The 18,651-nt window shown below is 62.9% G+C and carries 18 protein-coding genes; 2 read left to right on the top strand and 16 right to left on the bottom strand.

Annotation, left to right across the window (positions count from 1 at the left end; genetic code table 11):
* Positions 1 to 44 precede the first annotated feature (44 nt).
* The 4 genes from ACTHNZ_RS15180 to ACTHNZ_RS15195 all read right to left on the bottom strand — a co-directional run bounded on the left by ACTHNZ_RS15180 (position 45) and on the right by ACTHNZ_RS15195 (position 3,579).
* On the bottom strand, positions 45 to 395 hold the full coding sequence (locus tag ACTHNZ_RS15180; RefSeq protein ID WP_440543336.1) for a Rieske (2Fe-2S) protein: 351 nt from the start codon (positions 393 to 395) through the stop codon (positions 45 to 47).
* Between the two features lie 20 nt (positions 396 to 415).
* Positions 416 to 1,369, bottom strand: a complete 954-nt coding sequence (locus ACTHNZ_RS15185; protein WP_440543337.1) for a VOC family protein — start codon at positions 1,367 to 1,369, stop codon at positions 416 to 418.
* Positions 1,370 to 1,406: 37 nt separating this feature from the next.
* The gene (locus ACTHNZ_RS15190; RefSeq protein WP_440543338.1) at positions 1,407 to 2,567 is read right to left on the bottom strand and encodes an alpha/beta hydrolase family protein; all 1,161 of its coding nucleotides are present in this window, start codon (positions 2,565 to 2,567) and stop codon (positions 1,407 to 1,409) included.
* Between the two features lie 97 nt (positions 2,568 to 2,664).
* Positions 2,665 to 3,579 carry a SphA family protein gene (locus ACTHNZ_RS15195; RefSeq protein ID WP_440543339.1) on the bottom strand — a complete coding sequence of 305 codons (915 nt, stop codon included), beginning with the start codon at positions 3,577 to 3,579 and terminating at the stop codon, positions 2,665 to 2,667.
* Positions 3,580 to 3,904: 325 nt separating this feature from the next.
* Between ACTHNZ_RS15195 and ACTHNZ_RS15200 the strand changes: the two genes are divergently transcribed.
* Complete coding sequence (locus tag ACTHNZ_RS15200; RefSeq protein ID WP_440543340.1) at positions 3,905 to 4,831, top strand: LysR family transcriptional regulator; 927 nt, start codon at positions 3,905 to 3,907, stop codon at positions 4,829 to 4,831.
* 121 nt (positions 4,832 to 4,952) lie between these two features.
* On the opposite strand, the gene ACTHNZ_RS15205 is transcribed toward ACTHNZ_RS15200, so the two are convergent.
* From ACTHNZ_RS15205 to ACTHNZ_RS15245, 9 genes are all read right to left on the bottom strand, one after another.
* Positions 4,953 to 5,291 carry an L-rhamnose mutarotase gene (locus ACTHNZ_RS15205; RefSeq protein ID WP_440543341.1) on the bottom strand — a complete coding sequence of 113 codons (339 nt, stop codon included), beginning with the start codon at positions 5,289 to 5,291 and terminating at the stop codon, positions 4,953 to 4,955.
* Positions 5,292 to 5,313: 22 nt separating this feature from the next.
* Complete coding sequence (locus ACTHNZ_RS15210; RefSeq protein ID WP_440543342.1) at positions 5,314 to 6,843, bottom strand: UxaA family hydrolase; 1,530 nt, start codon at positions 6,841 to 6,843, stop codon at positions 5,314 to 5,316.
* 9 nt (positions 6,844 to 6,852) lie between these two features.
* The gene (locus ACTHNZ_RS15215; protein ID WP_440543343.1) at positions 6,853 to 8,007 is read right to left on the bottom strand and encodes a mannitol dehydrogenase family protein; all 1,155 of its coding nucleotides are present in this window, start codon (positions 8,005 to 8,007) and stop codon (positions 6,853 to 6,855) included.
* A gap of 33 nt (positions 8,008 to 8,040) precedes the next feature.
* Positions 8,041 to 9,051, bottom strand: a complete 1,011-nt coding sequence (locus tag ACTHNZ_RS15220; protein ID WP_440543344.1) for a zinc-binding alcohol dehydrogenase family protein — start codon at positions 9,049 to 9,051, stop codon at positions 8,041 to 8,043.
* Between the two features lie 21 nt (positions 9,052 to 9,072).
* Entirely contained in the window at positions 9,073 to 9,948 is an 876-nt protein-coding gene (locus tag ACTHNZ_RS15225; protein ID WP_440543345.1) for an amidohydrolase family protein, read from the bottom strand.
* Complete coding sequence (locus tag ACTHNZ_RS15230) at positions 9,945 to 10,961, bottom strand: aldo/keto reductase (protein WP_440543390.1); 1,017 nt, start codon at positions 10,959 to 10,961, stop codon at positions 9,945 to 9,947. The genes ACTHNZ_RS15225 and ACTHNZ_RS15230 overlap by 4 nt, the downstream gene beginning before the upstream one ends.
* Before the next feature lie 114 nt (positions 10,962 to 11,075).
* Positions 11,076 to 12,023 (bottom strand): ABC transporter substrate-binding protein, encoded by a 948-nt coding sequence (locus ACTHNZ_RS15235; protein WP_440543346.1) that lies wholly within the window; start codon positions 12,021 to 12,023, stop codon positions 11,076 to 11,078.
* A 45-nt stretch (positions 12,024 to 12,068) separates the two neighbouring features.
* A complete protein-coding gene (locus ACTHNZ_RS15240) occupies positions 12,069 to 13,100 on the bottom strand; it encodes an ABC transporter permease (RefSeq protein ID WP_440543347.1) in 1,032 nt (343 codons plus the stop codon).
* Positions 13,093 to 14,643 carry a sugar ABC transporter ATP-binding protein gene (locus ACTHNZ_RS15245; RefSeq protein WP_440543348.1) on the bottom strand — a complete coding sequence of 517 codons (1,551 nt, stop codon included), beginning with the start codon at positions 14,641 to 14,643 and terminating at the stop codon, positions 13,093 to 13,095. Before ACTHNZ_RS15245 ends, ACTHNZ_RS15240 begins: the two co-directional genes overlap by 8 nt.
* Before the next feature lie 234 nt (positions 14,644 to 14,877).
* On the opposite strand from ACTHNZ_RS15245, the gene ACTHNZ_RS15250 reads away from it, so the two are divergent.
* Positions 14,878 to 15,585 (top strand): FadR/GntR family transcriptional regulator, encoded by a 708-nt coding sequence (locus ACTHNZ_RS15250; RefSeq protein WP_440543349.1) that lies wholly within the window; start codon positions 14,878 to 14,880, stop codon positions 15,583 to 15,585.
* Positions 15,586 to 15,615: 30 nt separating this feature from the next.
* Here the strand turns inward: ACTHNZ_RS15250 and ACTHNZ_RS15255 are convergent, their stop codons facing one another.
* The 3 genes from ACTHNZ_RS15255 to ACTHNZ_RS15265 all read right to left on the bottom strand — a co-directional run bounded on the left by ACTHNZ_RS15255 (position 15,616) and on the right by ACTHNZ_RS15265 (position 18,631).
* On the bottom strand, positions 15,616 to 16,503 hold the full coding sequence (locus tag ACTHNZ_RS15255; protein WP_440543392.1) for an amidohydrolase family protein: 888 nt from the start codon (positions 16,501 to 16,503) through the stop codon (positions 15,616 to 15,618).
* 85 nt (positions 16,504 to 16,588) lie between these two features.
* Complete coding sequence (locus tag ACTHNZ_RS15260; protein ID WP_440543350.1) at positions 16,589 to 17,605, bottom strand: substrate-binding domain-containing protein; 1,017 nt, start codon at positions 17,603 to 17,605, stop codon at positions 16,589 to 16,591.
* Positions 17,606 to 17,635: 30 nt separating this feature from the next.
* The gene (locus ACTHNZ_RS15265; RefSeq protein WP_440543351.1) at positions 17,636 to 18,631 is read right to left on the bottom strand and encodes an ABC transporter permease; all 996 of its coding nucleotides are present in this window, start codon (positions 18,629 to 18,631) and stop codon (positions 17,636 to 17,638) included.
* Positions 18,632 to 18,651 lie beyond the last annotated feature (20 nt).

The raw sequence follows: 18,651 nt of genomic DNA on the forward strand, positions 1-18,651 counted from the left end.
CTTCTGCTGCTGGCGTTGCTTCTGGTGTACGTGTTTCGTGCTCGTCACGAGATCAGCATGACGTCGCCGCTGCTCGTGACTTCGATCTCGACAGGTTCGAGATGCCGGCCGAGGCAAGGCCCGAGCAGGCATTCGCCGCTCGCGATATCGAACTGCGCGCCGTGCGCGTGGCAAACGATGCGAGTGCCATCGCCGTTCAGATAGGCGTGCCTGCGCCAAGCCATCGGCGTATCGCCGAAGTGCGGGCATGCATCGCGATACGCGCGCAGCTCGGCGCCGCGGCGCACGACGAACAACGTGTCGCGACCCGTTCCGTCGGGATCGAAGCCTCGCGCGCCGGGATCGGGTAGATCGTCGATCCGCGCGAGGCGAATCGGAGGGGCTGGCCTCGACATCGTCGTGTCTCGCTCGTGCGCTATCGATCCGCCTCGGACATGGCCGGCGGCGGACCGCCGGGCGCCCATTTCTCGCGGTGCTGAAACAGGAACAGCTGCGACGCGTCGGCGCCCATCGGCGCCTCGCGCGCAGTCCACTGCGCGTCGTGCAAATCCATGTCCGCGTCGTACTCGACGTGACAGCCGAGCGGACTGTTGAAGTACCAGAACCAGTTCGAGCCGAAACGATGACGCCCGGGCCCCCAGAACGACTGATAGCCCTTCTCGACGAAGCGCGTGCCGGCTTGCAGGACTTCGGTGGGTCCGCCCATATGAAACGTGAAGTGCTCGCATCCCTTCATGAACGGCGGCGTCTGGATCATGAACAGCGTGTGATGATCGAGCGTGCCGGCGGGCTGCAGGAAGGGTCCGACGCCCTCGAAGCGGTCCGTGCAGCGAAACCCGAGGCGCTCGACATAGAACGCTTCGGCCTTGGCGGCATCGGGCACGAAGTAGACGACGTGCGAAAGCGTGCGCGGAATGAGCGGCGCATCGTCTCGCACCGCCACGACGTTCGGCGCGCGCTGTGCAGGCGCACCCGGCGCATTGACGGGCTCGGCCGGTAGGGACAGCGGGCGGCGGGTGGTTACTTGGAAACCGATTGCAAAACCCATGTCGTCGACCGATTCGATCGAGCCGTCGGCGAGCGTGAACACCTCGCGATCTCGGTGCAGTTCCTCGGCGATCGCATCGAGCGTCGCCGCATCGGCCACGCCATAGATCGTCTTGCGCAGCATGCTCGCCGTGCCGAGCGCGGGCGGCAAGCCAGGATCGTCACGGTGCGCGATATCGATGCCGGTGCCGTCGAGCGCCTCGAAACGGCCGCCGGTGTGGTCGCAGCGAGCGGGCTGCAGGCCGTAATCGATCAGATATTGGTTGCAGGCGGCGATGTCGTCCACGCCGAAGACGAGCCTATCGGGTCCGATGATGTTCATGAGATGCGCGTGCTTGTGCTTGGAGAAAGTAGGTCGTTCAGAGCGCCGTGTGTCCGCCGAGTGTTTCGGCGACCCAATCGGCGATGAAATGCCCTGCGTTGATCGAATTGTCGAAGCTCGAGTGCTGCACGCCGCCTTCGCGCTCGGTGAAGATCTTCAGTTCGCGTTTCGGGCTGTTCACGAGTTGCTCGTAGGTGCGATGCGCCCAGGCAACCGGGATCTGCGAATCCTTCGACCCGTGCGTCACGAGGAAGGGCACTTTGATACGGTCGAGCACGCCGTCGAGATGCACGTCTTCGGCAATGCGCATGAAGTCGTCGACGTCTTTCGCGCCCCACACCCAGCAAACGTGCTTCCAGTAGTGCGGCACTGGGAAATTTCCCTCGCGTTGCAAGCGCTTTTTCTGCACGTCGCGCCAGTCGTGATTGGCGCCCCACACGACGCCGCAAGCAAAGCGCGGCTCGAAGGCCACCGCTCGCGGGCAGTAGTAGCCGCCGAGCGACACGCCCTCCATGCCGATTCGCTTCGGGTCTATGTCATCGCGGCTCTCGAGCCAATCGACGATTCGGCTCGCCCAGATCTCTGCGTTGTAGACGGCATGCATGCCGTGCAGACGCAGCGCTTCGCCGGTACCGGGCTGATCGACGATCAGCGAGGACACGCCGCGCGCCGCGAGCCACGCCGGCAGGCCCACGAGGTATTTCATTTCCTTGGTCGAGTCGAGTCCGTTCACTTGCACGAGCAGCGGGCCCGGCTCGCCCGCATGTTTCGCCTTTACGAAGAGACCGGACAAATGCTTGTCGCCGTATGGAATGGCGACACGTTCGCATCGCTCGCCTTTCAGTGCAATGCCTGCGTCGAACGTATCGAGCGAGCGGCGATAAAGGTCGATGCGGCCCGGCGCATCGTGCGCGAGCATGCGCTCGGCCGTAATCAGATAAATGGCTGCCCGCTTGTACTTCTCGCCCGCCGACAGCAGCCGCCCCCGCCCTTCGTCTTCACGCGCGAGCTCGCAAAGCCGATCGGCCGTTTGGACCCAAGCCTCGCGAAACGCTCGCGTGCCGTCCGCGTCCGGTTGCTTCGCCGCCTCTTGCAGCGGCCGGCACATGTCCTCTATCTCGCCGATGCGAGCGCCCATTTCGATGGCGAGGTTGACGGACAGGTCCCAAACGTAATTGGTAGGAAAGTAGCGAAACATGGCGGATTGTCTTCGTTGAAATTGCGGTGTCCCAGGAGCGGCGCTTGTTTTTCCCTATCAAACGATGTCGTTTTCGCTCGTGCGGGGCCGCCGATGCTCAGCCCTTGCGCCCGAAGCCCGGCCACAGCGGAATGGCAATGTTCAGCCAAACGCTGCTGCTCTTTGCCGTATTTGCGGCATAAAGGCCTTGCTGATAGTTCAGATTGACGTTCCAGCTTCGGGCGTCGTAGACCACCGACGGACCGATGCCGAAGGTGCGCATGCGGTTACCCACGCTCACGCCGTTGGCCTTGTCGTCGCTGAATTGGTTCAGATACGCGCCGACTACGCCGAGCTTCCATTGGCCAAAGTTCCAGCCGGCGTTGAATTCGGCGACGTAGCCGTCGCCGGAGCTGTAGTTCGTCGTGCCGTTCTTCGTGTTCAGAAGCAGGCGGTTCGCAAGGCCGACGTCGAGGCCGTTGGGCACGTTGTAGCGAACGGAGAGCACCGGTTGGATCGAGGTGTAGCCGACGGCCACGCTCGGCTTGACAGGACTATACGAGCCCGTTTCGAACGCGAAGTCGATCCCCGAGGCGATCGCCAGATTCGGAGACAGGCGCCATTCCAGCAGCACGGGCGTGAGCGTGATATTGGACAGACCGTTTTGCGTGTTCGATTGCCCAAATACGCTCGTATGCAGCGACACCACGGGAACGACCAATTGCGTATAGACGTTCCCGCCGAGGAGATGAAACGGATACGCCACCAGCAGCCGCGTCGTCTCCGAAAACACCGATGTTTTGAAGGGAATCGGCAGCTTCTTGCCGTCGTTGCCATATAGGCCGTTGGCAAAGCTGTAATTGAATTGCTCGAGCGCGAACAAACCGGGGATCGGCGGCATATTGGCGATGTTCGTGCCGACGGCACCCGCCGGATACGGCGAAACGCCGCCTTCGAACGCCTGGGCTTCGTTCATCGAACCGGCGGCCAACGCGGTGCAGCCGACGACGGCAGCGATCAGTTTCTTGGACATGCTGTCTCCTCAACCCAGCGGCGCACGCGCCGCTTGGCGTCTATCTAATAGTGAAAAGCGATGCGAACGGACGGCGTATGGCGGCACGCTCGACCCGGAACTGCGCACGCTGGCTCCCGATGCGCGGCACGTCTTGCACTTGCTTCGGGATGGCGATGCCGTGCCCCGGCTCCGCGCGGCGCCTACGCCACGCTTATCCCCGAACACAGCGCTAGGTTAAGATAGCCCGCGGTATCCTAAAAATGGATTCGATCCATTGGCGATATCGACGCCATCAATACATTCAGGTCAAACCCTGATAAACGCGTGAGCGGAGACAACACGCATGCGGTTCAACAAGCTCGACCTCAACCTGCTCGTGGCGCTCGATGCGCTCTTGAGCGAACAGAACATCAGCCGGGCTGCGGAAAAAATCCATTTGAGCCAGTCGGCCATGAGCAATGCGCTGGCTCGGCTGCGCGAGTACTTCGAGGACGAGCTGCTCGTGCAGGTCGGGCGCAAGATGGAGCCGACGCTACGCGCGCAGGCGCTGAGGGATCAGGTGCGCGACATCCTCGTGCGCATCGATGCGACGGTGGCGGCCCAGCCCGAATTCGTGCCGGCGCACGCGAGCCGCCTTTTTCGCCTACTGGTGTCGGACTACACGATGACGACGCTGATGCCGCATCTGTTCAAGCTTGCCTATGAGCGGGCGCCCGGCATCCGCTTCGATTTGCGTCCGCAGATCACCTACCCTAACCGCGTGCTCGAGCGCGGCGAAGCCGACCTCTTGATCATTCCCAAGGAATATTGCTCGACCGAGCATCCGGCGGAGGTCGTGCTACAGGAAACGTTCTGCTGCGTCGTATGGAAGGAGAGTCCTCTCGCACAAGGAGAGATGACGTACGAGCGCTATATGGCGGCAGGGCACGTCGTCGTGCAAGTCGGCGACGGACAATCGGCGATCGAAGATTGGTTCATGCAGCGGCTCGGGATCGTCAAGCGCGTGGAAGCGAGCACGTATGGGTTCCTCTCGCCGGCGCATCTGCTCGCGGGCACGAATCGGATCGCCACCATGCATCGGCGGCTGGCCGAAGCGGCCGCGCGCAGCCTGCCGATCGTGCTGCGCGACGTGCCCGTAGCCGTTCCCACGATGGAGCAGTCCGCGCAATGGCACAAGCATCGCACACCGGATCCGGGGCTCGCTTGGTTGCGCGCGCTCTTGAAGGAAGCCGTCACGGCGATGGACCACGCGCGGCATGAGGGTCGCTAGGTCGACGTCAGCACGGGGCGATGCCGCGCGCGAGATCGACGCCCCCTAGCTTCGAAGTAGCACTGCGCGATGCCGCCAACGCGCGCAGCAAGGCACGCCGGTGACATTGCCACAACCCGCCCTATTGCTGCCGTAAATCGAATATCCGATCCATCAAAACCCATTTCTGCCCTGCCGGCGTCCAAGGCGTGGGGGCCTGGAACTTCCACATCAACGCCTCCCACTCCTGAATCACCGCATTGCTCTGCGCCGCTTCGGCCATGCGCTCGGCATCGTAGACGGCATCGTCCGTCTCCATGACCATGAACAATCGCGTGCCGAGGCGATAGATCTCCATGCTCGAGACGCCCTGCTCTCGGATATGGCGAATGACATCGGGCCAGACCTTCCGATGAAATTCCTCGTAACGAGCAATGAGCTCGGCATCGTCCTTCAAATCCAGTGCAAGACAGTAGCGCATCTCTCTTCTCTCCCCCAACTTCTTACATGACCGCGCCTTGCAACCAGGGCACGAATTCGCGGTCACCGATTCCGTTGATCTCGCTGCAGGTCCGCTGCCCCGACGCAACCGCGAGCATCAGCCGAAATAGTTGTGCCCCGGCTTCTTGGACGCTGAGCGTCCCATCGACGATCGGACCGCTGTTGAAGTCCATGTCCGAGCGCATTTTCTCGAACAAGCCCGTGGTCGTCGCGACCTTGATCGTCGGCACGGGCTTTGAACCGAACACCGATCCGCGGCCCGTCGTAAAGCAGACGAGATTCGCCCCGCCCGCGATTTGCCCCGTGGCGGACACCGGATCATAACCGGGCGTATCCATGAACACGAGGCCCGAGTCGCGCACGGGGTCGGCATAGTCATACACGGCTCTGAGCATCGAGCTTCCCCCTTTCGCTACCGCACCCAGCGACTTCTCGAGAATCGTCGTGATACCGCCCGCCTTGTTGCCCGGCGACGGATTGTTGTTCAGCTCGCCCCCTCCCGCCGCCGCATAGCGCTCCCACCACCGAAGCTTGTCCAGCAGGCGCTCGGCCACGTCGCTCGATGCGGCTCGCGCCGTCAGCAGATGCTCTGCGCCGTAGATTTCCGGCGTCTCCGAGAGAATCGCCGTCCCGCCGTTGCCGACGAGCAAATCGACGGCAACGCCCAGCGCAGGGTTCGCCGTGATTCCCGAGTAGCCGTCGGAGCCGCCGCATTGCAGCCCGAGCCTCAATTTCGAAGCCGGCACCACCGTACGCGTCGCGCCGTTCGCCACTTCGAGCAACTCCCGAACGACCGCAATGCCTCGGCCGATCGTCTCTCGCGCGCCGCCCTCCTCCTGGATGACTAGCGTTCTGATCGGACATGGGCCGAGCGGTTCGAGCAATTCCACCATGCCGCCGACCTGATTGACCTCGCAACCGAGCCCGACGAACAGCACGCCGGCAAAGTTCGGACTGCGCGCGTAACCCGTGAGCGTGCGGCGCAATAGGGCGATGCCCTCGCCCGTCGAAGACATACCGCATCCGCTCTGATGCGTGATCGCCACGACGCCATCGACGTTCGCGAACGCATTCATGGCGTCGCCCTTGAACGCATCGGCAATCGCATGACATACCGTCGCCGAGCAATTGACGCTCGCGATCACCCCAATGAAGTTGCGCGTGCCGACCTGGCCGTCGGGCCGCACGAACCCGAGGAATGTATCGGAGCGCGCGACCTTTGGCTGCGGCAAGCCCTTCGCTTCGACGCTCAGCTGACCCTGCTCGTGGCGCTCCGGCATGCCGACGTTATGCACGTGAACGTGCTCACCCGCCAAGATATCGCGCAGCGCAACGCCGATTGCCTGCCGATACTTGCAGACTCGCGCGCCTTCATCGATGTCGCGCGTCGCAATTTTATGCCCGGCCGGAATAGCGGCCGGCACGCGCACCCGGCGTCCACCCACGTCGACGCTCTCGCCTTCCGCAATCGCGCGCAGCGCAACGGCCACGTTGTCATCGTCATGCAGCAGCACGACTGTCCGATCTGTCATGATGAATGCCTAATTGTCGTTTGCCGGATGCGCGATGAACCCGCGCTTGGCGAGCAGGCTGCGCAACCGAGGCTGGTCGCTTTGCAGCGATAAGGACCGCGCGAGCTCGACCAAAGGCAAGATGCGCCGTTGAATCTTCGCCACATGGTTTTGTGCGATGTCGGCAATCCGGTGATCGAGGTACGGATTCAGGAATCGTTCGCGCACACTTTCGACGTAGTCAAGCGCACGATCACGCATCCCCATTGCCGCGAAGACGGGCAAGACCTCCTCTTGCCACACGGCTTCCACTTCGGCGCGCATCGTTGCATCGTGCATCGCGTCGAGCACGGTTTGGGACGGCGAGCGCTGTTCCATGAGCCAACGCTCCGCCAGCCAAGTGTGGCCGAGATTGAGAAAAAAGAGCTTCAGGCGCTCATAGCTGCGCAAATCGTCGGTCAACACGATGTTCTCGTGCGTGCACGGCAATTCCATCCCTGGCCGCCGCTCGATCGCCCACAGCGCATAAGGCTCCGCCACGGCACCGACCGGATCGATCGGTTCGGATACGATCCGATCGACGAGCGAGTTCACCCAAATGCATCGCTCCCGCAGATAGCCGACGAACGGCTCGGGCAACGACCATTGTGTCGCCAAATCGATGACGATCTCGCGCAATGTGTCGCCGTTGTTCTCTACCAATTCGCATGGAAAGATCGACACGCCATCGTGTGCGCGTTCCCGCCAGCGCGCGTGAAGCAACGCCAGCAGCTTCGCGGGATAACTGCGCGGCACGGCTGCCGGATTCTCGAGCACCGCGGCCGAGTCTTGCTCGTCCAACCGATAGCCCGTGTCGCCCGTGTTGGAGACGATGACGCGCACGTCGTCGATTGCGGCGCGGCGAACCGCCGGCCAGTCTCGATCGGCGATCCATGCCGCGCGAATGGCGTTGCCGAGGACGACCTTATCCACGACCGCTCCGTGCTCCCGCCCGCGGATGCGCACGGGATAACCGCCGGGCTGCGACAACGCCGCGGCGCGCGCATGACTGACCGGATTGCCCGTCGTCTGCACGACGCTGATGCCGCCGATCGCGTCGCCGCGCTCCAAGGCTTGCGACACGAACAACGCAACGTGCGCCAGCAGAAAGCGGCTCGTGCCGAATTGAAGGATGGGTTCGCTCATGCCGGCTGTCCTAAACGTTTCATCGGCGCTCGCTCAACATTCCACCAACGCTTTCACCACGGTCTGGCCCGTCTCCAACAAACGCGGGAACGCCTCGGGAACGTCGGCAAGGCGCATGCGGTGCGTATTGAGCGCTTGATCCGGAATGCGGCCCGCGCGCATCGCTTCGAGCACCGTTTCGAAATCGGCAGTGGTCGCATTTCGGCTCGCGAGCAGCGTCGCCTCGCGTTTGTGGAATTCGGGATCGGAGAACGTGACTTGACCCGGCACGATCGAGATCAGCGTGTATTTGCCGCCGTGCGCCACGAATCCGAACCCGCGGTTCATCGCATCGATATTGCCGGTCGCGTCGAACACGACGTCGAAGAACTCGTTGTTCGTCAGCGAAGCAAGCTGTTCCGTGTCGGTTGGCCCCACGGCCACTGCTGCATCGACGTTCAATTGCGACTTGCACAACGCCAAGCGATCCGTGCGCGTATCGAGGCACGTCACGTTGGCCCCTCGCAGCTTCGCGAAAATCATCGCGGCCATGCCGATCGGCCCGGCCCCGACCACGAGCACGCGTTGGCCGGCCGATACGTCGGCTCGCCGCACGGCATGCGCCCCGATCGCCAAAAATTCGAGCATGGCGGCCTGATCCAGCGTGACGCCTTCCGCCTTGTGCACGAACTGAGCCGGTACGCTGAGGTACTCGGTCAGCGCGCCGTCGCGGTGAACGCCCAACACCTTGATGTCGACACAGCAGTTGGTCTTCCCTTGCCGGCATGCAATGCAGTGCCCGCACGATAGATACGGCATGACGTAGACACCGTCTCCGCGTGCGAACCCCGAGTCTGGCTCCGCTTCGACGACGACCGCGGAAAACTCGTGCCCCATGACGCGCGGATACTGGAGATAGGGCTGGTTGCCCGTGAAGATGTGCAGGTCGGTGCCGCAAATCCCGACACGGGAAACACGCAGCAAGACCTCCCCTGCCGCCCTGACGGGCAGTTCGGATTCCTGCGCGCGCAGAACCCCGGGTGATTCGCAAATCACGCTAAGCATATCGATGTCCTCTTGATCAAATCATGCGCGGCCGGCGGCCGCGTCTATGCGATAGAACTTGCAGGCGTTGCCGCCGAAAATTTCGGGAAGCGCCGCCGCGCCCAAGAGCCGTTCACAATCGCGCGCGCACGCAGCCAGCCACGCGTCGTAACGCCCCCCGCCCGAAGCCAAGCGCAGCACGGGCCAATCGCTGCCCCACATCACGCGCTCCGGGCCGAACAGTTCGGCGAGCGCACCGACGTAAGGACTGACGCGCTGCTCGAGCACACCGGCCTCGGTTGCCTGCCCCGCCTCGGTCCACAGTCCGGACAGCTTGCAGTGCACGTTGGGCAGCCGCGCGAGGCGAGCAATCCGCGAAAGCCATGGCTCCACGGCTTGCTGTGCAATATCGGGTTTCGCCGCGTGATCGATGACGACGCGCAACGCCGGATAACGTCGCGCGAATGAATGAAGCGCGTCGAGATGCCGCGGCATGACGAGCGCATCGAATCGAAGGTCGTGCTCGATCATCGCCGCGACGGCCTCGTCGAGCTTCGGATCGTCGATCCACGCATCGTCGGGGAGGTCTTGCAGCATCGGGCGTAGACCGCGAGATTTCGGGTGCGCCGCAAACGCCGCAATTTTGGCGGCAGCATCCGGTGCCTTCAAATCGACCCAGCCCACAACCGCGCGTACCGTGTCGGTCTTGCTCGCGAGGTCGAGTAAAAAGCGGGTATCTTCTTCGGTGGGGAGCGACTGCACGAGCACGGTGCCGTCGATCCGAGCCGCGCTCAAGTCGGCCTGCAAGTCCTCGGGGCCGAAATCGCGGTGTATCGCGCTCAATTCCGCAGGCGGCCAATGACCGGCGCGCGCCCCGATGCGCCAGTAGTGCTGATGGGCGTCGACGCGCAGTGTCATGCTCGCCCCTCCGGGGTCGGCGCGTGAACGGCGATAAGCCCCTCGTCGCGCAACGATTGCCAAAATTGCGCCGGGATGGGCCGTTCGAGCCAGGCGATGTTTTGCTCCAATTGCGCGACGCTGCGCGCACCGATCACGCATGAGACGACGGCGGGATGGGCAAACGGAAATTGCAGCGCGGCAGCGGGCAACGGGACGTCGAAACGCTCGCATGCGGCGGACAAGCGCCGGACTTTCTCGACCACCTCGGCCGGGGCGTCCGCATAGTTGAACTTGCCGTTGCCGGCAAGCACGCCCGAATTGAACACGCCGCCGGCGACGATGGCCGTTTCGGCTCGCACGCAAACGTCGAGCAACGGCTCGAGCGCCGTTTGCTCGAGCAGCGTGTATCGGCCGGCGAGCAGCACGACGTCGAGCCGCGTCTCGTTCATCGCGTCGACGACGACTTCCCACTCGTTGACGCCGAGCCCGATCGCTCGCACCGCGCCGCCGTCGCGCAACGCCTCCAAGGCGCGAAACCCGCCGCCTTTGGTCAACTGAGCCCAGTGATGCGCATGACGCTCGCCATGCGTCATGGCGCCGATGTCATGCACGTAAAGAATGTCGATGCGAGCCATTCCGAGGCGCTGCTCACTGTCCTCGTACGACCGCATGATGCCGTCATAGGTGTAATCGTAGACGGGCCGAAACGGCAGCGGCTCGGCCCAACCGTCGTCCCCGGGCTGCACGCTCGCGTCCGGGCGCATCAGGCGCCCCACCTTGGTGCTCAGCGAAAACGCGTGTCGCGCGCGGGCAGAGAGCGCCTGTCCCACGCGCCGCTCGGAAAGCGTATAGCCGTAATAAGGCGCCGTATCGAAATACCGCAGCCCCGCGGACCACGCCGCGTCGACGAGCGCGGCGCAATCGGCCCATGAAATCGGGCGATACAGACCGCCGAGCTGTGAGCAGCCGAGCCCCAAGGCCGTGAGCTGCACGCCACTGCGCGGCAAGGTGCGGATATCGAACGCGTTGATCATCGAGGGACGCAACCGTGAATGTATCGAAAGTATCGAAACTATCGATCGTTGGATCTATCGCAAGGGCCTGCGCCGGTCACCCTCCGGCGCCGGCGCAGGCCGTCCTGTTCCTCAGTAGAGGACGTTCTTCGCTTCCGGCGAGTCGAGATTCTGCTTGTCGACCATCACGACACCCGTATCGATGTCCTTCGCCACATGCTTATGCTCGACCACGTTCACGACCGTCTGAATCCCCTTGTAGCCCATCTGATAGGAACCTTGAACGGCGATGCCCTCGAGCGTCCCGTCGCGCACGAAGTTTTGCAGGTCCTGATTGCCGTCGAATCCGATCGCAACCAGCTTGCCGGCTTTACCCGATTGCTTGAGCGCGCGTCCCATCCCGACCGCCGTCGGTTCGTTCGCACCGAAAATGCCCTTCAGGTCGGGATTCGCGGAGAGCACGTCCGTCGTCTGATTGAGCGCCGTCGCCATCTGCGACTGCGAGTAGTACGGTCCGACGATCTTCAGTTTCGAATGCGCTTCGATGTACTTCTTGAAGCCGCCGACGCGGCCGATTTCCGATCCCGCACCCGGCACGTAGGACATGACGGCGATCTTGCCCGTCTGGCCGACACGGTCGATCAGCGCCTTCGCGCACAATTCGCCGGCCTTCTCGTTGTCCGTCGACAAGAACGACTGGTAGTACTGCTTGCCTGCATCGGACAGCGCCGAGTCGATCAACACCACGGGGATGTGCGCCTCCCACGCCTTCTTGATGGCCGGTACCAACGCATTGGGATCGGACGGCGCCAGCACGATGCCGGCGACATGCCGATTCACGGCGTTCTCGACCATGTTCACTTCATCCGTGATATCGGATTCCGCAGCCGGCCCTTGGAAGGTCATCGTGTAGCCCTTCGCTTCCTCCAGCGCGGCCTTCGCGCCCTTCTGCACGTTTTGCCAGTAATTCGAATTGACGGTCTTGACGATCACGGCGATCTCGCCGCCCGCCGCTTGCGCGCCCGTGCTGAACGCCGCGCACAGCATTGCCGATACCGCCAAAATGGAAAGCCTCTGCATGTCTCGCTCCTCTTTTTTCGTGATGGGACTACGTTTGGTTTACCGTTACCGCTTCCTGCTTCTCAATTGATCGATCCAGACCGTGCCGAGAATGACGGCGCCGATGATGATCTGCTGAATGAAACTCGATACCCCGTTCATGTTCAGTCCATTGCGCAGCACGCCGATGACGAACGCGCCGATGGCCGTGCCCGAGATCGTGCCCACGCCACCCATCAGCGAGGTTCCGCCGATCACCGCGCTCGCGATGGCATCGAGCTCGTACATGACACCTTCGTTCGGCTGCCCCGTCACGAGGCGCGACATCAGCACACACCCCGTCACGCCGGCCAACGCCCCCGAGAGCACATAAGTGAACAGCGTCACGCCACGAACGTTGACACCGGACAGACGCGCCGCCTCGGGATTCGAGCCGACCGCATAGATGTGGCGGCCGAGCGATGTTTTCGAGAGCAGAATCGCGCCGGCGATGAAGAACACGACCATGATGACGACGGGATAGGGAATGCCCGGAAACGTCGTATCCGGAAACCCGTCCGCGCCGATGTGAGAGACGCGGAACAATGCGCCGTTGCCGAGCACGCCGAACGCATTGCTGAGATCCGAAACCGGCCGCGCCCCGGTAATTTGCAGCGCGAGACCGCGCGCGACCAGCATCATGCCGAGCGTCGCGATGAACGGGGGCAGCCCCATCCGCGTGACGCAAATGCCGTTGACGTAACCGCACATGGCACCCACGAGGACACCGCACAACATGGCAACCGGCACCGGCACGCCCGCTTTCGCGAGCAAGGCGGCCGACACGCCCGCGAGCGCAAGCACCGAACCGACCGATAGATCGATCCCGCCCGTGATGATGACGCAGGTAGCCGCCACGCCGAGGTAGGCGATCGACGTCACCTGCAAGCTGACGGTCATCATGTTGTCGACCGAGAAAAACGCTGTGCTGGTGACCGAAAACGCGATGACGAGTGCGACCAAGCTGCCCAATGCGGCGAACTTCTGAATGAGATCGCGGCGGCGCTGCCGAGCCGTGCGATCGGCGACCTGGCTCCGATCCGATGTCATTTCAAGCATGGGTGCGCCCCGAAGCAAAGTGCATGATCTCCTCCTGACTAGTTTGTTTGGTTTCGAGAACGGCCGTGATCCGGCCTTCGTGAAAAACGGCGATTCGATCGCTCATACCGAGCAGTTCGGGCAATTCGGAACTGATCAGCACGACGCCGACGCCGTCCGCGGCCAGCCTGTCCATGAGCCCGTAAATGGCGAACTTCGCACCGACGTCGATGCCGCGCGTGGGTTCATCGAAGAACAGGATCTTCGAGCCTCGATACAGCCATTTGCCGATGACGACCTTCTGCTGATTGCCGCCCGACAGATTGCGCACGATCTGCTCGACCGATGGCGTGCGAATCGCCAAGTCCTGTACATAGCGGCGCGCGACGGCACTTTCTTCATCGAAGCGCAGAAAGCCCGCACGCGACGAAATCGCGCCGACGTTCGCAAGCGTGATGTTCGCGGCGACGGACATCCCCAGCGCGAGGCCGTCTTGCTTGCGGTCTTCCGACAAGTAGGCGATGCCGTGACGAATCGCCTCTCGCGGGGAGCGGATCGTCACGCGCGTGCCGTGCAACTCGATCGTGCCGGCGTCGAGCCGGTCGGCACCGAAGATGGCGCGCGCCACCTCGGTCCGCCCCGCGCCCATGAGGCCCGCAAAACCCAGAATCTCCCCTTTGCGCAACTCGAACGACACGGGGCCGAACACACCCTCTCGCCGCAAGTCGCTCGCCTTCAGCAATACGTCTTGCGTCGGCACCGATTGGCGTGCGGGGTAAGCATCGTCGAGCGAGCGTCCCACCATGCGCGCCACGATGTCGTTCACCGTCACGGCCGAGAAATCGTCGGTCGAGATATGCCGCCCATCGCGCAGAACCGTCACGCGATCGACGATCTGCGCCATTTCGTCGAGCCGGTGCGAGATGTACAGGATCGCGACACCGGCCGCGCGCAACTCTTGAATGATGCGAAAGAGCTGCGCCGTTTCCGATTCGGTCAAGGACGACGTGGGCTCGTCCATGATCAGCACACTCGAATCGAACGACAGCGCTTTCGCGATTTCGACCATCTGCTGCTGCGCGATCGAAAGCGTCCCCACCTTCGTCGTCGGAGCGACGTCCAAGCCGATGCGCTGAAGGCAGCGCACCGCATCGGCGTTGAGCTTGCGCGTATCGACGAACGGCCCGCGCTTCGGTTCGCGTGCGAGGTAGAGGTTCTCGGCGACGCTCAGATGGGGAACGAGGTTCAGTTCCTGATGAATGATCGCGATGCCCGCCGCCTGCGCTTGGGACGTGGACGTGAATCGCACCGGTTCGTTGCGATAGTGGATGGCGCCTTCATCGGGCAGGTACTGGCCGCTGATGATTTTCATCAGCGTCGATTTGCCGGCACCGTTCTCGCCGCAGACCGCATGAACCTCGCCCGCGCGCAGATCGAGACGAATGCCGTCGAGTGCGACGACGCCCGGAAAGCGCTTCACGATGCCCTCGAGGCGCAGGATCTCCCGGCCCGAGTCGTCGGGATCGGCGACGGCGAGGCTGGATGAATCGCGAAGCACTGTCATTGCGTCTCCTGTAGCGGCCGACCTGGCTGTGGGGGCGTGGTCAGTCCAATTGGCGAAATTAAAACGAAAATCGTCGTGTTGGTCAAGCCAATCATCGTTTATAGCGAGCGATCTTACCAATAGTGAAAACCCCGATATATCCAGAAATCGCCCGCCGGCCAGCCCAGACAAGGCTCCGTGCTAGACTTCGGCGCAAGCTGGGTCCTCCCGAGCGGCAACTCAATCCTCCGCACCATGAAATCGACAGAACCGAAGCGGCTTTACCAATCCGTCGCCACGCAGATCCTCGCCTTGATCCGTCAAGGCGAATTTCCGCCGGGGGAGCGTCTGCCGCCCGAGCGCGAGCTCGCGCTGAAGCTGGGGGTGTCGCGTCCGTCGCTGCGCGAAGCGTTGATCGCGCTCGAGATCGGCGGACAGGTGGAGATCCGAATGGGATCGGGGGTCTATGTCAGCGACGCCAGCGCGGAAGATGCCGGCCCAGTGGGGGCGCTCGGCGACAGCCCATCGGAATTGATGCAGGCGCGGGCAGCGATCGAAGGCAGCGTGATCGTGCTGGCCACGGCGCGGATGACCGCGGCCATGCTCGATCGGCTGCGCCGCACCGTCGAGCGGATGCGTCGACTCGCAGCCGCGGGCAAATCGCCCGTGGAGGCGGACCGGCAGTTCCACATGCTGATCGCGGAAGCCGCGGGCAACTCGGTGCTGAGCCGTTATATGGGAGAGTTATTCGACAGCCGCCACGATCCGATCGCGGCGGCCATGCGCGGCCACGCTGAGAGCGCGCAAACCTGGACGGCAGCCGTGCAGGAGCACGAAACGGTACTGCGGGCGCTGCAGGCCGGAGACCCGATCGCGGCGCAAACCGCCATTCGCGCACATCTCATGGCATCCGAAGAGCGGTGGATCAGCGGCGCGTTGAAACCGGACGTCGAGGAACAATAGCGCGCCGCTCAGCAAGATAGCGTCAGTCGGCTAGAGCCGATAAACGCGCTGCGCGTTGTCGTGAAACAGCGCGCACCGCTCCTGCGCGGAAAAATCTTGCGTGATGGCCTTGAACGCGTCGAACACGCCGTCATAGCTGCTGAAGAGCTTATCGACGGGGAAGTTGCTCGCGAACATGCACCGCTCGGCCCCAAACGCTTCGATGGCATGCAGCACGAACGGCCGGATGCTATCGACGGTCCACGTCCAATCGCCCATGCCGAGCCCCGAAATCTTGCACGAGACGTTCGGTGCCGACGCCAGCAGCATCATGCTTTTCTTCCATCCTTCGATGTCCTCCGGCGTGCGATCGACGGGCATTCCCGTATGGTTGAGCACGATGGGCGTATCGGGAAAATCGCGCGCCAGCGCCAGCGCTTCCTCCATTTGCGTGTAGTAGAGCTGCAGATCGAACGACAGCCCATAGCGCGCGAGCAACGCATACCCTCGCCGCCAGCGCGGATCGATCATCAAATGCGGGTTGTCGATGAACGTCTTCACGGGGTCACGATGGTAGTTCAGGCATTGGCGAATGCCGCGCACGTTCGGAAATTCGCAATGCGCCTCGAGCACGGCTTGCACGTCGTCCGAAGACAGATCGGCGAACCCGACGATGCCGTGCGGATAGCCGTGCTCGTTTGCGACGCTTTGCAGCCATCGCGTTTCGGCAACCGGATCGTTATGGTCGTACTCGACCTGAAGATGCACGGTCTTCACCACGTTCTGGTGCTTGATGTCGGCCAGGAAATCTTCGATCAGATAGTCCTTGCGGATGGCCGAGTAATCGCCGAACACGCGGTCGAGCATCGGCCCCTGCAACCACGGATAGTGTCCCGTCTTCAGGTCGTAAAGGTGATGATGCGGATCGATAATGGGCAGGCTATCCACGATGATGTCTCCAAAGCTGCGCGAAAGCGGACGGAGCCGCCCCGCGTCGATGCGGGCGGCGTCCGGCTCGAAAGGATCAATAACTGCCGGCCGAAGGCGGATAAACGCGCTTGAGCTTGGCTTGCGCCTCGGGCTGATCGATCGTGTCGTGTGTCACGAGCGGCTCCTTCAGCGCGAGTGCTTGCGTAGTCGCCTTGTGATTGAGCGCATCGAATACCTGAGTCGTCGCATCGATACCCTGCCCGACGGCTTCTTGCAGGAAGATGCCTTGAATCGACCCGTCGCGCAGCAGATGGATCGTCGTCGGGCTGCCGTCAGCCGTGACGACGGCCACCTTGCCCGTAAGGCCTCGCGTTTGCAGCGCCTTCGCCGCACCGATGGCGGCTTCATCGTACATCCCGTAGATCGCTTTGACGTCGGGGTGAGCCGTCAGAATATCGTTCGCTTGCGAAATCGCTTCGTTTACCGTCAGGCCATGCGTCTGCAGCACTTGAACGAGATCGCAGCCGTCGGCTTTGAACGATTCCTGCGCCCCTTTCATGTACTTCTGCGCATTCTCCCGGTCGAGCGGAAGCGAGAGCATGGCGACCTTGTTGCCGCCGCGCGCCTTCGCCAGTTTGCAAACGTACGAGCCCTCCGCCTTGCCCGTTTCGTAGTTGTTTGCCGTCACGGCCGATGTGAAATCCGTCTGACCGGCTTGCGGACCGATCCCGGCGAAGGCGATCGGCACGGCTTTCTCTTTCAGCACGCGCAGAACGGGAGGCGTGCTCGTCGAACTGACGGGCCCCATGACGATCGCGCTGACGCCGCGCGTCAACGCAGTGTGGATGTTGTCCATCTGCTTTGCCGGCGAGTTCTCCGACGTGAATTCGACGTAGTTCATCCCGAGTTCCTGCGCCCGCTGCTTCACACCGTAGCCGACCCATTGCCAGTACGAAATATCGAGCGAAGGCGCGATATAGGCGACCGTCTGCTTCGCCTGCGCGAAGCCCGCTTGCGATGCGAATACGGAGCCGATCGTCACGGCCGCAGCCGCGATCCATCTTGCCAACGGCTTCGCGCCGCCGCATTGCTTCATAGGGGTGATGTTCATGCGTGTCTCCTTCAGCCTCGTTGATGCGGCTCAGCGCCGTGCTTTGGTGATGCGGTCGACGAGGACCGCGATAAGAATGACGATGCCCGTGACGGTGCCTTGCCAGAAGCTATTCACGCCAATCAGGTTTGCGCCGTTTTGAATGATCGTGATCATCAGCGAGCCGAGCAGCGCACCGATCGCGGAGCCGGTGCCGCCGAAGAGGCTCGCGCCGCCGATCACGACGGCGGCAATGGACTGCAGCATGAGGCTCGCCCCCGCCGTCGCTTCCGCATTGCTGACGTACGACACGCTGACGATGCCCGCGAACGATGCGAGCAACCCCGACAGCAGATAGGCGGCAAGCCGCACGCGGCCGACGGGGACGCCGATCACGCGGGCGGATGCGCTGCTGCTGCCGACGGCATAAAGCCAGCGCCCCGCCACGAGCTTGCGCAGCGAGAACTCGATCGCAACGAGCAGCAACACGCTCCAGAGCAGATAGTTCGGTACGCCTGGGATCAACGCGCCCGCATCGAGCAGCCAATAGTTCGGATCGGAAATCGGTAGAGAATTGCCGTTGGTCACGATGAAGGACAGGCTGCCGGCGATCGCATACGTGCTCAACGTGACGACGAACGGGGCGAGCCCCACGAACGTGACGAGCGCACCGTTCATCAGACCGATGACGATGCCGACCGCCAACCCGGCCAGGCTGCTCGCGATCGCACCATACCCATGCGCCATGGCGAGCCCGGTCACCATGCCCGTCAACGAAAATACCGAGCCGACCGATAGATCGATCCCGCCGGTGATGATGACGAGCAGCACGCCGAACGACATGATCACGAGCGGGGCGGCCGCCTGCATCACGTTGGCGATATTGCCGCCGGAGAGCGCAGCCGGCACCACCATGCCGACGGCCAACTCGACGATCACGATGGCGATCGCGATCGCGATTTCCGTTCGATACGTCGACAGTAGGCGCTTGAGGCCACCGCCGGCCCGACGCTGCTCGGTTGCGAGCGGATGCGTGACTGACTTCATCAGCTTGTCTCCAGATTGAA

Origin of the sequence: Trinickia sp. (assembly GCF_051953955.1) — a bacterium.
Taxonomy (GTDB): domain Bacteria; phylum Pseudomonadota; class Gammaproteobacteria; order Burkholderiales; family Burkholderiaceae; genus Trinickia.